Here is a 12021-nt window from a genome sequence, read left to right as displayed (position 1 = left end):
AAACCAAGGCTAAGCCAGATCTGATGGTCGTTCAAGCGGAAAAGTGGCCTGGACAGGCAATGACTTCAGGTTTGGAATTCGCCGCATCACCCGTTCACGAACCCCGCGCTGCTCCTTGCGTGTTTGGAATATGCATGATGAAGGGCGCCGCCAACCGGGCATGTTCCGGTTCGCGGCGGCGGTCGGAAGCTGTCGCCCGTCACGTCTTTCACCAGTGCAATCGGTGGCGCCTATTTTCATTTGGCATGCAGGGCGATCGCGAAAAGAGTGCTATGGAAGAGGCGTGAGCGTCCTTGCTCCGCTCTTCCCGATATTCGAGGTCATTTTCGTGCGTGAACCGTCGCTGCTGCCTGTCTTTGGAAAACTGGGCCTCAAGGCCTCTGTCGCCTTCGCGGCGGCGCCGGTCCGGTCGACAGGTGTCGTGTCGCGCCTGCGGGAGTTTCTGGCCGCGCATGGCGGCATGGTGCTGAAACTGTCGGTCATCGCCTGGACGGTGCTGATCCTGGGCGCCGTGTTTTTCATGATGCAGGGCTGATCGAGATGGCCAACCGCTACACGCTGCGCATGGAGCTTCCACAAAGCTGGAGCATCATCGACGTCTTCACCGGCCAGCCTGCCGTGGTCCGGCAAAAGGTGATGGTCGGGATGGGCCCGCGTGAGGCCGAGGACATGGTCGTGCAGATGAATGTCCGCGACGTCAAACGCCGCGAACGGGCCGAGCGCAAGCCCTGATCCCGTATCGACTTTCGCCTGCGACAGCCCGCGCACAGCAAATCAAGGGATTCCCGTGAGAGCCAGCCTGAAGCAGAAGATACTGGAGGTCTGCGACCGCAAGCTCTCGGAAAAAGGGACCGGCGTCGGCGTGTCGTTCTATGCGTTCTTCGCCAACAGGAACCACGACCCCGAACTCTTGATGGAAGCCGCCGAATGGTGGATCAGAACCCACCGCCTCGACCATTTCGAAAAGGCTGAAAAGATACGCACGATGGTCGAGAAGATGGACCTCGGCTGATCAACCGAAATCGGCTGCCGTCAGCACATACATGCTCTTGTGGGTGCGGTCGTAGGCCTTCGATGCCACCTCGCGGATGGCGCTGCTCTCGGTGTCGAATGTGGCGAGGTAGCCGGCTTCATCGGCAGCAGTTCCCGGCCGCATCTTGGCCATGGCGTCGGCGGCGACCGAGAAGGAGATCTGGAACATGCCGTCATGTCCGACGAAACGGATCCGCCGGCCGGCTTCGTCATAGCTGCGGCTGCGGTTGGGGAAGGTGAGACTCATGTCTTGCTCCCTTGTTCTGGCGCAATTCCGGTCGGAGAACCGCTGCGGAATTGCTTAGGCTTTCTTGGTCACCCGCTTCTTTTTCGGCGTCGGATTGAGGGCCTCGGCGACGCGGTCGGCCTCTTCCTTGGCCAGCCGCAACTCCCTGAGCCTTGCCGTCTTGATCTCCCGGGCCCTCGCTTCGGACATGTATTCGGCGGTTGCCTTGTTTTTCTCCGCTGTCTTCTTCTGCTTGTCGACAAAGCGGGCTTCAGCTTTTTCCATGATCGTCTGATTACCTTCGGCCATCGTAAAAATCTCCCTTATGCCTGAAATCGTGAAAGTGAACTTGTCCGATAAATAGGCACTCGATCGGCAAAATTCAATCTTTTGAAATATTTGACCAATCGGCGATATCACGAAACCGGCTGCCGAAATAATACTTTTGATTATTTAATTTCGGTCGCGAATAATTTTTGGCACTCCTATCTATCGAGTGCCAACGCGTTTATAGAGGAGGGGCGTGGCCGCCTGTGCCGGCCCCAGAAAGAAAGTTCCCATGAAATTTCGGCCACTCCACGACCGCGTCGTCATTCGTCGCGCCGAAGGCGATATCAAATCCAAGGGCGGTATCATCATTCCCGATAATGCCAAGGAAAAGCCGCAGGAAGGCGAAGTCATCGCCGTTGGGCCTGGCGCACGCGACGAAAATGGCATGCTTGTTGCGCTCGACGTCAAGGCCGGCGACTTCATCCTGTTCGGCAAATGGTCGGGCACCGAGGTCAAGATCGACGGCGAGGACCTTCTGATCATGAAGGAAGCCGACATCATGGGCGTCATCGACAAGAGCGAGACTGGCGTCATCGACAAGAGCGAGACGGGCGTCACCGACAAGACCGTGGCTGCCAAGAAGGCCGCCTGATCCCATTTTCTCCGAACGAACTGGATAAAAATCATGTCTGCCAAGGAAATCAAATTCTCCACCGATGCGCGTGACCGCATGCTGCGCGGCGTCGAGATCCTCAACAATGCTGTGAAGGTCACGCTCGGTCCCAAGGGCCGCAACGTCATCATCGACAAGGCCTATGGCGCGCCGCGCATCACCAAGGACGGCGTCACCGTCGCCAAGGAAATCGAGCTTGCCGACAAGTTCGAGAACATGGGCGCGCAAATGGTGCGCGAAGTGGCCTCGAAGACCAACGACCTCGCCGGTGACGGCACCACCACCGCAACGGTGCTGGCCGCCTCGATCCTGCGCGAAGGCGCCAAGCTGGTCGCCGCCGGCATGAACCCGATGGACCTCAAGCGCGGCATCGACCAGGCGGTTTCCGCCGTGGTCAAGGAAATCCAGGCGCGGGCCAAGAAGGTCAAGTCGTCGGCTGAGATCTCACAGGTCGGCACCATCGCCGCCAATGGCGATGCCAGCGTCGGCGAGATGATCGCCAAGGCGATGGACAAGGTCGGCAATGACGGCGTCATCACCGTCGAGGAAGCCAAGACCGCGGAGACCGAACTCGACGTCGTCGAGGGCATGCAGTTCGACCGTGGTTATCTCTCGCCCTATTTCGTCACCAATGCCGACAAGATGCGCGTCGAACTGGAAGAGCCTTACGTGCTCATCCACGAGAAGAAGCTCGGCAATCTACAGGCGATGCTGCCGATCCTCGAAGCTGTGGTGCAGAGCGGCAGGCCGCTGCTGATCATCTCCGAGGACGTCGAGGGCGAGGCTCTGGCCACGCTGGTCGTCAACAAATTGCGCGGCGGCCTCAAGGTCGCGGCCGTCAAGGCGCCGGGCTTCGGCGACCGCCGCAAGGCGATGCTGGAAGACATCGCCGTGCTCACCGCCGGCCAGATGATCTCGGACGATCTCGGCATCAAGCTGGAGAATGTCACCATCGAAATGCTCGGCCGCGCCAAGCGCGTGCTGATCGACAAGGACACCACCACGATCATCGACGGCGCCGGCACCAAGGAGACCATCCAGGCGCGTGTCGCCCAGATCAAGGGCCAGATCGAGGAGACCACCTCGGACTATGACAAAGAAAAGCTGCAGGAGCGGCTGGCCAAGCTCGCCGGCGGCGTTGCCGTCATCCGTGTCGGCGGCGCCACCGAGTCGGAAGTGAAGGAAAAGAAGGACCGCATCGACGACGCTCTGAACGCGACGCGTGCGGCGGTTGAAGAAGGTATCGTGCCTGGCGGCGGCGTGGCATTGCTGCGTGCCAGGTCGGCACTGGCCGGCTTGAATGGCGCCAATGCCGATGTCACCGCTGGCATCTCGATCGTGCTACGCGCGCTCGAAGCGCCGATCCGCCAGATCGCCGAGAATTCCGGCGTCGAAGGCTCGATCGTCGTCGGCAAGCTCACCGACAGCAAGGACCACAATCAGGGCTTCGACGCCCAGAACGAGGTGTATGTCGACATGATCAAGGCAGGCATCGTCGATCCGGCGAAGGTGGTGCGCACCGCACTTCAGGATGCCGGCTCAATCGCCGCCCTTCTGATCACCGCCGAGGCGATGATCTCCGACATCCCGGCCAAGGATGCCGCACCGGCAGGCGGCGGCATGGGCGGCTACTAAAGATTCAGTCGGCCTGCGAAGGTGGCTTCATAGAAGTCACTTTCAGGCCTGACCTGAATCAGCCCCGGCTCTTCATTGGAGCCTGGATAACTACCGCCGGGGGTATTTTCTCCCGGCGTGCAGGCCTCTAGCCCAGGAGACGGATCCATGATCACGTTCGTGCGGAAGCCAGAGACGGTCGTCACGACCGAAAAAACCGAGGAAAGCCGCTTCGACCGCATCCGCAGGATTGCCGCCGACAAGCACAAGAAATTTGATTCCAACACGGCGACGCCATCAAAGAGCGAACCCAAACGCCCGATGTGATTCTGCGGCACCGCCGCCACTTTCCGGCTCGAGCTCGACGCCATTGGCCGAGCCGTGATCCAGCCGGATGACCTCCGCAATCCCGGTGGCCGCCATCGGCCTGTCTAGTATTGTCATTATATTAGCTAAGGCGCATATTTCTCAGGCAGTAGGCCCTCGGCCGCCAACGCGTCCAAGGGCGCCTGCAATTGTTACCGAAAAAATCACTCCGTGCCGCTCGAATTATGGAGCAGCCACGAGACAGTGACATTTGGAGGAAATACCCATGAAAGTGACTATTTTGGCAAACTATGCGCCTCATGCCGCCAAAGGATTGATGCAAGGCTCGGACAGGCAGGCTGCGGTCAAGGCGCTTTTTGAAAGCGTTGGCGGCAAGGTGGCCAGCGTGATGTTCACGCGCGGCATCTATGACGTCGTCGTCAATGGCGAGGTGCCGGACCAGTCAGCCGGGATTGGCATGTCCCTTGCGGTGCGAGCAAGCGGCTCGCTGACCGAGATGGTTGTACTGGAAGAACTCGACATGAAGGCAGTGCTCGCGGCTGCCAACAAGGCTGCCGGCGCGTACAAACCCGCCGGCTGATGGACTTGCCTTCTTGATCAAGGCAGCACGGTTCGATGGACGTGCCGTGCTGCCGAGTGTCGGACAGGGCATCTTCTTCCGAGTTTCGCGGCGACTGGAATTCAAGCTAGTATCGTCCGGTGGTCGTTTGGTGCAGAGAGCTTGCGGAAACGCAACCGCGATTCTGAGTACGGAGACCAGCCATGTGTGCGGCCAAGGCCATCGACACGTCGGACAAGGCCGCGTTCTACCGCGACCTCGCCGCCCAGCTTAAGGCGCTGCTCGAGGGCGAGCGCGATTCGATCGCCAACGCCGCCAACACCGCGGCGCTGATCTTCCAGATGGTGCCGGACCTCAACTGGGCCGGCTTCTATTTCCTGCAGTCGGACGAGGAAATGGTGCTCGGGCCGTTCCAGGGCAAGCCGGCCTGCGTGCGCATCGCCGTCGGCAAGGGTGTGTGCGGAACCGCGGTCGAACTCGGCACCTCGATGCTGATCAAGGATGTGCATGATTTCCCCGGCCACATCGCCTGCGATGCCGACTCGCGCTCGGAACTGGTCGTGCTGCTCGAGGACGATGAAGGCGTCTTCGGCGTGCTCGATCTCGATAGCCCGCTGCCGGCCCGCTTCGACAAGGCCGACCAGGCGGGGCATCGAGACGCTGGCGGCGATCTATGCAGCGGCGAGTTCGTTCGAGGACTGAACGGCTCGGTGCAAGATCGAGCACCAGCCGTGGAGTCTGCGGCGCCCCTCTGCCCTGCCGGACATCTCCGCACCCGAGTGGGCAGGCCGGCAGTTGTGCGTCGGCCCTGTCAGGCGCATCTACGGATCGATCTTCAGCGCGCGCGTGAAAGCTGCGGCCGCCATATCGATCAGCTGCGCGTGAATCTCGCTGCGCGATCGTCCTTCGCCATCGTCGCACACTGGGTCGCCGATCTGTTCGGAGGCGATGATGCCGGGAGCGCCGGGTTTGCATTCGGCGAACATGCTGTAATGGCTGGCATCCTCAACCGTCGCATAGCTCGCCTCTGACATCGCTTTTGCGATTCCGGAGGCATCTGCGGCAGCGGGGATCTTTCCCGGACGGCCAAGATTGACGATATCGACCGGAATGCTGATGCCGGCAAAGCTTTTGACGTCGAAGATATCGGTTGGAGCGGGGTCGATCGCCATGGCGAAGCGAATGCGCCCATCCCGGTTATCACGGCCGGCCGGCTGCAAATCCATGGCATGGAGATCGACTCCACTTTGCCTGACCCACTCGCAAAGCGAAGCATTGAGCAGGTCCGTATCGCAATAGGCCGCGAGCAATTTCGGGTCGACGCGGGCGCCGGCTATCGCCAGAGCCGTGTTGCCGCCCATGGAAAGGCCAAGGGCGGCAACTTTGCCTTGTTCAAGGTGATCTCTGAAAAACGCTTCCTTTTCCACTGCGGTCAAGGTTGCCGTGAGATCGGCAGGCCGCAACCAGAGCTTCATCGTCTCGGCGGCGGATCTGTTTTTCCCCGTATTTCCCGGATGCGTCGGAGCTGCGACGACGAATCCCTGCCTGGCCAAGGGCGTCGCGATCCAGCTCAAGGCTTGCGGGTTTCCCGCCAGACCTGCGCCGTGTGACAGCAGGATGAGCGGGAACTTTGCGTCTGTTATTGGCGCATCGCGCATGGCTGACGTGCCGACGAAAAGCTTGCTGTCGCCGAGCGAAACCGTTTCGCCGCCAAGTTGGGCCGGGTACCAGACCGTCACGTCGAGATCGATGCCGCGCTCCGTGGACGCGACGGACAACTGACGAACGCCGACAGTGTCGCCGGCGTTGGCCGGATGTTGCATCAGCATTGTCGAGACGATGATGGCGCAGAGCATGGTCCAGAATTTCATTGAGGTCTCCGTTGTCGAACGCGTTCGCCATGGCTGGAGAGCCCGGAGTCTTCAGCTCCGGGGCCGGTTGGCACTTGTGTTCGGTTGCTGTGTCGATGCCCCGATATCAGCGGATCGGAGCGAAGCCTGCGTCCTCGATCGCGATCGAGTACGTGCTTTATCGCGATTGAGTACCATTCCGTGGGAAATAGCGCCGCTAGCCGCCCACAGTGCTCGCTAGCGAGGGCGATTGCGCGTTCCGGTCCCGCCAGGCGAGCGGGGTGATGTCCGTCACGCGGCGGAACTCGCGGTTGAAGTTCGACTTGGTCTGGAATCCGACCGCAAGCATGATCTCGGTCACGGACTGATCAGTCTCGGTAAGCAGCCGGCAGGCCTCGGCGATGCGGTACTGGTTGACATATTGCGAGACGTTACTGGCTGTGGCCCGGTTGATCGTCGCCGAAATCTGCCGCGCCGGAACTCCGGCGCGCCGGGCAAGGCGGTTGAGGTTGAGATTGGCGTCGCGATAGAGCTTTTTCTCCTGCATCAGTTCGTTGACCCTGGCGATCGTCTCGGCGTCTTCGCCGGCATCGGGCGGGGATGAGACATCGGCGGGCTCGGCGGCGTTGCGCGGGACATGGCTTTGGCTGGCCGCCGCCGCCGCCACACCAACAAGGACGAGCATGAAAAGATTGGCGACGCCGATCACCATCGCCGCTCGGGCGCCATGCCCGGACGCCATTTCGAGGGAAACCAGCACATCGACCATGCCCGACAGGCAAAGGGCCACCGCCGCGGCGATGATGGCGCGGTAGGCCGGGACCGCGCCATCGAAAGGCGCCAGGCGAAGGTCGTCGGCGCCGGACCGGAGCAACCAGAGAATGGCGGCGGCGTAGACAAAATCGATCGATATCAGCGCCACGTCGACCGCGTCGCGCCAAAGACTCACCAGTAGGAAGACGATGATGGCTGGCGTTGCATGGAGCGCCAGCAGGGCCGGCCATCGGCGGTCGCTGGCGCGGGCGAGCTTCGAGACGCCGGCATAGAGCAGCGACGGCATGATCGCGGCGGACACGGGCGCGATATAGCCCACTTCGCTTATGCCATACCCCCAGCGCAGTCCGGTGAACACCGATTGCACCGCGGCGAGCAGGATCAGGCCGAGAAACGGCAGGTTCGGTGTTGACTCATCCCCGCGCCTGGCGACTACCCAAAGCAGGATGAACAGCAACAAGGCGACGACGAAGGGCAGAGGAATGAACGGCATGGGTCGGTTGCGGGCTCGCGTGCTGATGCGCGGACCGTAACCGATATGATTTGATTTCCAAACTCGCCGATTAAGCGTCGCTCTAGGCGAATTTCACCAGCAGCAGGCTGAAGCAGCCGATGAACAGGAAGGCCGAGAAGGCGAGCGCCAGCGGGCGCAGGCCGCGTGAGCGCAACTGCGAAATATCGGCCTGAAGGCCCATGGCGGCCAGACCCATGGTCAGCATGATGGTGGTGGCGAGCGCCATTGCCGATTTCACCTCGGCCGGCACCGTGACCAGGCTGTTTAGCGCGACGACGGCGATGAAGGCGGCGACGAACCATGGCATGGGCGGCCGTGCGGCTGCCTGACCGCTGCTTTTGCGGCGGGCCATCAGGCCGAGCGCGATGACCATCGGCGCCAGCATGGCGACGCGGGTCAGTTTGGCGACGGTGGCGATCTCGCCGGACTGGGTGCCGTTCTGGAAGCCGGCGCCGATGACTTGCGCCACTTCATGGATCGAAGCGCCTGCCCACAGGCCGAAAGCGTGCTGGTCGAGGCCGAGCATGGGCGCCATGAGCGGGAAGCCGAGCATGGCAACGGTGCCGAACAGCGTAATTGAGGCAACGGCGTAGGTGACGTCTTCGTCACGCGCATCGGTGACGATGTTGGTGGCGACGATGGCCGAGGCGCCGCAGATCGAGGTGCCGGCGGCAATCAGCTGCGCCAGCTTGGCGTCGACGCCGATCAGCCGACCGAGCGTGATGGTGAAGACGAAAGTGGCGCCGAGCGTGGCAGCGACAATGCCGACGCCGCCAGCGCCGATCGACACCACCTGGCCAAGCGTCAACTGGAAGCCGAGCAGGACGATGGCGAAGCGCAAGAGCCGGCGCTGCGAAAAGGCGATGCCGGCCTTGGCGTGGACGGGCGTGCCGAGCACGTTGGAGTAGATCATGCCGGCGACGACGGCGAGGATCATCGGGCTGAACAAAGCGAAGCCGGAGACATTGCGGGCCGAGAAGGCGACGGCTGTAATCATCGCGACCAAGACGACGCCGGGGACGATGCCGTTCCAGTCGAGAGATTTTCGTCCTTGGGCGAGTTCGGCGGAAATCAGGCTTTTCGGAATATCGTTCGCGATGTGGATAAAGGAAGACAATGCAATGCTCCGGGCGGGTATGTCGGAGGAATGCCATTCCTGAAACAATCTTTCCAACGAATTATTCTCGTTAGAATGATCGATTTTTATGAACGATTGGCGTCTTTCCAAGTCTGGCCAATGCGACATAGTCTCGAACCGGCGAGATGGAGACCGCATCGTGTGGCAAGATGAGTTCATCGGGAAGATCGGCCGCGCCCTCGAAAACGACCCGAGCGTGATGGCGCTGTTTGTCGGCGGCAGCTTCGGCAAGGGGCAGGCCGATCGCTACAGCGACATCGACCTGATCGCCATCGTCGCGCGCGACGATCAGGCCGCGTTCAACGCGGCATGGCGGCAGCGTCTCGAAGCGATCGCGCCGGTCGTGTTCTGGAACGAGACGGGCAAGGACGAGCGCCTGTTCAACGCCATTACCGATCAATGGCAGCGCATCGACCTCATCTCGACCGACGCGGAAGCCCTGAAGAAGCGAGGCAGAGATACGCTGGAACCTTTGATCGACCGGCATGGCCTGTACGACAGTTTGCCGGCCACGATCGCGTGGCCCGGCCCCAACAAAGGATATGTCGCCTATCTCATCAACGAGTTTTTCCGCGTCTTCGGCCTGCTCTCCGTCGCGGCCGGCCGTCAGGAATACCTGCTCAGCGTCGCCGGTGTCGAGCTGCTGCGCATGATGCTGTTCAACCTGTTGAGCGAAGAGGTCGAGCGGGCGGACAAGGGCGGCATGCTGGCATGGAGCCGCCGGCTGTCCGAAGAACAGCTCGGCCTGCTGGCGACCATTCCTCCGGTGGCGCCGACACGGCAGTCAATCATCGCGGCGCATCTGGCCTGCGCCAATGCCTTCGTGCCGCGTGCCCGCAAACTGGCCGCCCGCTGGGACATCGAATGGCCACAAGCTTTCGAGGACGCCACCTGGAGACATATCGAGCGCGAAGTGGGGCTGAAAAGGCCGGCTGGCTTGGCCTGACGGGGAGGTCCGATCCTGGTCAAAGCTGCGCTTCGATAGCCGTCTTGTCGATGACCGACCAGACGTGCCTGATCCTGTCGTCCAGAAATTCATAGAAGACGTTCTCGCTGAAAGAGACCTTTCTGCCGTTGACGGGCAGGCCAAGGAAGGTTCCGATCGGCGTGCAGTTGAATTGGAGCCGGCTGGCTATGAAGGGCGTATCCGAGATCAGCAGCTGGATGTCGAAATAGAGGTCCGGAATCTCGGAAAAATCCCGCTCCAGCATCTTGCGATAACCCGCCAGCCCGACCCGGTCGCCATTGTAGTGGACCTCGTCATGGACGAAGCGATGCAGCCGCGCCCAATCCTGATTGTTGAGGCACTCGATGTAGCCTCGATAGGCGTCGGCGAGGTCGGTGTCGGTCACGGCATTGCTCCGGTGCTTGCGTCTTGGAAAAGCTCATGCTCGAACAAGAAGATAGAACGACGGCAGATTCAATCCAGATGGATTGCGCTGTTGGTGCCAAGAGGGGCGGCCGTCAGCCGTCAGCCGACTCCTAAAGCGCGTCGCGTTCGAACGGATTCATGCGACGGGCTTTTCCAGGCATAGAGCCCAGCATAGGTCGAGGCCGATGTCGCCGCGAGCGTGCGCGCGCTCTACGCCCGGATCGGCGGGAGCGTCTCAGCTTGAAATTTGGCTTTCCGAGAGCTCGCGTCTCGCGGCCGTGAAGACTTCGCGGGCGGCATCCGCATTCATGACGGCAATTGCGAGGCCGATGACGATATCGGGCCAAGCCGAGTTCCACACAAATGCCGTGACCAGGCCGGCGGCAACGATTGCGACATTCGCCAGGACATCGTTGCGCGCCGAGAGGAAGGCTGCACGGGTAAGGCTGCCGCTGTGATGGCGATAGCGAGCGAGCATAAGCGCGCACGACAGGTTGACGAGGATCGCGCCAGCCGCGGTAAGCGTCAGCGGAACGGGCGCTGGCGGGATTGGAATGTTGAATTTCTCCCAGGCCGTCCACAAGGTCGCCAAAGCCGGGATCAGAAGTATTCCCGCCAGCGCCATTCCGAGCCGCGCTCTGTTGCGGATGGTCCAGCCCAGCGCGACCATGATCAGGAGGTTGATGGATGCATCCTCCAGAAAATCGATGCTGTCGGCGAACAGCGATACCGACCCGATCCAGACGGCTACGGCAAACTCGATTCCGAAATAGGCCAGGTTCAGGATGGCAACCATCCGCACCGCCTTGTTCAGTGTTCCGGTCATGTTTTGTCCATCGATCAATCGCCGTTACCGCGCAGCCTGCAGCGATTCCATTAGATGAGACATTACCGATCGAGCAGCCGTCTTGACAGCGCCCCGCTGCATGCTCCAGCTTGACGCCATGTTCGTCTTTGCGCCCACCAACGACAAGCGACGCCGTCCCTGCACGATGCGGAGCGGCGAGCTGATTGCGCAACGACGAAGACCGGCACGATAGACCCGGTTCGTTCGTTTCCAGCCCCGCCCGCCTCAAACAGATCGGCGGGGTTTTCATATTCTGGAGCACTTTCATGACCATCGTTTCTTCCATCCGGCTTCGGCCGGCCGAGCCGGCGGATGCCACCGCGATCAGGGACATCGTGCGCGCCGCCTATGCCAAATGGGTGCCGGTGATCGGCCGCGAGCCGCTGCCGATGCGCGCCGACTACGACAAGGTCGTTGCCGAGCATCCGTTCGATCTCGCCGTCGAGGGCGATCAGATCGTCGGGATGATCGAAACCATCCTCGCCGACGATCACCTCTGGATCGAGAATGTCTGCGTCACACCGGATGCGCAGGGCAGGGGGATCGGCCGGCTGTTGCTGGAGCGCGCCGAGCAAAAGGCGATCGAAGCGGGTCGCCTCGAGCTTCGCCTGCTGACCAATGGCGCCTTCGAGGCGAACGTATCGCTCTACAAAAAGCACGGCTATACGATCGACCGCGAAGAGCCGTTCATGAATGGCGTGACGGTCTATATGAGCAAGCGGCTGGCCGGGTGACGCGGACGGTCCGAACTGGCCCCCTGGCTCAATCACTGCCGCACTGGCTCAACCACTTCGGGGGTTGCGTTTGACAGCGGCGTTTGTGCAT

16 protein-coding genes and 1 pseudogene are annotated in these 12021 nt (G+C 61.4%); 10 read left to right on the top strand and 7 right to left on the bottom strand.

Annotation, left to right across the window (positions count from 1 at the left end; genetic code table 11):
- Positions 1-283: 283 nt before the first annotated feature.
- From NKI73_RS09660 to NKI73_RS09650, 3 genes are read left to right on the top strand one after another with little or no spacing between them, the layout of a single operon-like run.
- A complete protein-coding gene (locus NKI73_RS09660) occupies positions 284-535 on the top strand; it encodes a hypothetical protein (protein ID WP_352628905.1) in 252 nt (83 codons plus the stop codon).
- A gap of 5 nt (positions 536-540) precedes the next feature.
- Positions 541-732: a hypothetical protein gene (locus tag NKI73_RS09655; protein WP_352628903.1), complete on the top strand. Its 192-nt coding sequence runs from the start codon at positions 541-543 to the stop codon at positions 730-732.
- A 55-nt stretch (positions 733-787) separates the two neighbouring features.
- Positions 788-1012 (top strand): DUF6500 family protein, encoded by a 225-nt coding sequence (locus tag NKI73_RS09650; protein WP_352628901.1) that lies wholly within the window; start codon positions 788-790, stop codon positions 1010-1012.
- On the opposite strand, the gene NKI73_RS09645 is transcribed toward NKI73_RS09650, so the two are convergent.
- Positions 1013-1279, bottom strand: a complete 267-nt coding sequence (locus NKI73_RS09645; protein WP_352628899.1) for a DUF1488 family protein — start codon at positions 1277-1279, stop codon at positions 1013-1015. It lies immediately after the preceding gene.
- Positions 1280-1333: 54 nt separating this feature from the next.
- Complete coding sequence (locus NKI73_RS09640; RefSeq protein WP_292183401.1) at positions 1334-1567, bottom strand: hypothetical protein; 234 nt, start codon at positions 1565-1567, stop codon at positions 1334-1336.
- Between the two features lie 250 nt (positions 1568-1817).
- On the opposite strand from NKI73_RS09640, the gene NKI73_RS09635 reads away from it, so the two are divergent.
- The 5 genes and pseudogenes from NKI73_RS09635 to msrC all read left to right on the top strand — a co-directional run bounded on the left by NKI73_RS09635 (position 1818) and on the right by msrC (position 5403).
- Positions 1818-2180: a co-chaperone GroES gene (locus NKI73_RS09635; protein ID WP_352628897.1), complete on the top strand. Its 363-nt coding sequence runs from the start codon at positions 1818-1820 to the stop codon at positions 2178-2180.
- Positions 2181-2213: 33 nt separating this feature from the next.
- Positions 2214-3836 (top strand): chaperonin GroEL, encoded by a 1623-nt coding sequence (gene groL / locus NKI73_RS09630; RefSeq protein ID WP_352628895.1) that lies wholly within the window; start codon positions 2214-2216, stop codon positions 3834-3836.
- Positions 3837-3983: 147 nt separating this feature from the next.
- Complete coding sequence (locus NKI73_RS09625) at positions 3984-4142, top strand: hypothetical protein (RefSeq protein WP_352628893.1); 159 nt, start codon at positions 3984-3986, stop codon at positions 4140-4142.
- A 265-nt stretch (positions 4143-4407) separates the two neighbouring features.
- Positions 4408-4722, top strand: a complete 315-nt coding sequence (locus NKI73_RS09620; RefSeq protein WP_352628891.1) for a GYD domain-containing protein — start codon at positions 4408-4410, stop codon at positions 4720-4722.
- A 182-nt stretch (positions 4723-4904) separates the two neighbouring features.
- A pseudogene (gene msrC, locus NKI73_RS09615) lies at positions 4905-5403 on the top strand (free L-methionine (R)-S-oxide reductase MsrC).
- 119 nt (positions 5404-5522) lie between these two features.
- Here the strand turns inward: msrC and NKI73_RS09610 are convergent.
- The 3 genes from NKI73_RS09610 to NKI73_RS09600 form a co-directional block, all read right to left on the bottom strand.
- Positions 5523-6572 carry an alpha/beta hydrolase family protein gene (locus NKI73_RS09610; RefSeq protein WP_352628889.1) on the bottom strand — a complete coding sequence of 350 codons (1050 nt, stop codon included), beginning with the start codon at positions 6570-6572 and terminating at the stop codon, positions 5523-5525.
- A gap of 196 nt (positions 6573-6768) precedes the next feature.
- The gene (locus NKI73_RS09605; RefSeq protein ID WP_352628887.1) at positions 6769-7818 is read right to left on the bottom strand and encodes a helix-turn-helix domain-containing protein; all 1050 of its coding nucleotides are present in this window, start codon (positions 7816-7818) and stop codon (positions 6769-6771) included.
- A gap of 82 nt (positions 7819-7900) precedes the next feature.
- On the bottom strand, positions 7901-8956 hold the full coding sequence (locus NKI73_RS09600) for a YeiH family protein (protein WP_352628884.1): 1056 nt from the start codon (positions 8954-8956) through the stop codon (positions 7901-7903).
- A 160-nt stretch (positions 8957-9116) separates the two neighbouring features.
- Between NKI73_RS09600 and NKI73_RS09595 the strand changes: the two genes are divergently transcribed.
- Positions 9117-9923, top strand: a complete 807-nt coding sequence (locus tag NKI73_RS09595; RefSeq protein ID WP_352628882.1) for a nucleotidyltransferase domain-containing protein — start codon at positions 9117-9119, stop codon at positions 9921-9923.
- 19 nt (positions 9924-9942) lie between these two features.
- Here the strand turns inward: NKI73_RS09595 and NKI73_RS09590 are convergent, their stop codons facing one another.
- On the bottom strand, positions 9943-10329 hold the full coding sequence (locus tag NKI73_RS09590; protein ID WP_352628880.1) for an ester cyclase: 387 nt from the start codon (positions 10327-10329) through the stop codon (positions 9943-9945).
- A 255-nt stretch (positions 10330-10584) separates the two neighbouring features.
- Positions 10585-11175: a cation efflux transmembrane domain-containing protein gene (locus NKI73_RS09585; RefSeq protein WP_352628878.1), complete on the bottom strand. Its 591-nt coding sequence runs from the start codon at positions 11173-11175 to the stop codon at positions 10585-10587.
- A 287-nt stretch (positions 11176-11462) separates the two neighbouring features.
- Here NKI73_RS09585 and NKI73_RS09580 point away from each other — a divergent pair, with 287 nt between their 5' ends.
- A complete protein-coding gene (locus tag NKI73_RS09580) occupies positions 11463-11930 on the top strand; it encodes a GNAT family N-acetyltransferase (protein WP_352628876.1) in 468 nt (155 codons plus the stop codon).
- Positions 11931-12021 lie beyond the last annotated feature (91 nt).

This window comes from Mesorhizobium sp. M0496 (assembly GCF_040321205.1).
In the GTDB taxonomy this organism is placed as follows: domain Bacteria; phylum Pseudomonadota; class Alphaproteobacteria; order Rhizobiales; family Rhizobiaceae; genus Mesorhizobium.
The sequence above is the reverse complement of the archived record's forward strand: the minus strand, read 5'-3'. Positions and strand labels throughout refer to the sequence as shown.

Bases quoted from the DNA above. Each gene is read 5' to 3' on its own strand.
- NKI73_RS09655 (WP_352628903.1), top strand. From the start codon at position 541: ATGGCCAACCGCTACACGCTGCGCATGGAGCTTCCACAAAGCTGGAGC.
- NKI73_RS09645 (WP_352628899.1), bottom strand. From the start codon at position 1,279: ATGAGTCTCACCTTCCCCAACCGCAGCCGCAGCTATGACGAAGCCGGC.
- NKI73_RS09640 (WP_292183401.1), bottom strand. From the start codon at position 1,567: ATGGCCGAAGGTAATCAGACGATCATGGAAAAAGCTGAAGCCCGCTTT.
- NKI73_RS09635 (WP_352628897.1), top strand. From the start codon at position 1,818: ATGAAATTTCGGCCACTCCACGACCGCGTCGTCATTCGTCGCGCCGAA.
- groL (WP_352628895.1), top strand. From the start codon at position 2,214: ATGTCTGCCAAGGAAATCAAATTCTCCACCGATGCGCGTGACCGCATG.
- NKI73_RS09625 (WP_352628893.1), top strand. From the start codon at position 3,984: ATGATCACGTTCGTGCGGAAGCCAGAGACGGTCGTCACGACCGAAAAA.
- NKI73_RS09620 (WP_352628891.1), top strand. From the start codon at position 4,408: ATGAAAGTGACTATTTTGGCAAACTATGCGCCTCATGCCGCCAAAGGA.
- NKI73_RS09610 (WP_352628889.1), bottom strand. From the start codon at position 6,572: ATGAAATTCTGGACCATGCTCTGCGCCATCATCGTCTCGACAATGCTG.
- NKI73_RS09605 (WP_352628887.1), bottom strand. From the start codon at position 7,818: ATGCCGTTCATTCCTCTGCCCTTCGTCGTCGCCTTGTTGCTGTTCATC.
- NKI73_RS09585 (WP_352628878.1), bottom strand. From the start codon at position 11,175: ATGACCGGAACACTGAACAAGGCGGTGCGGATGGTTGCCATCCTGAAC.
- NKI73_RS09580 (WP_352628876.1), top strand. From the start codon at position 11,463: ATGACCATCGTTTCTTCCATCCGGCTTCGGCCGGCCGAGCCGGCGGAT.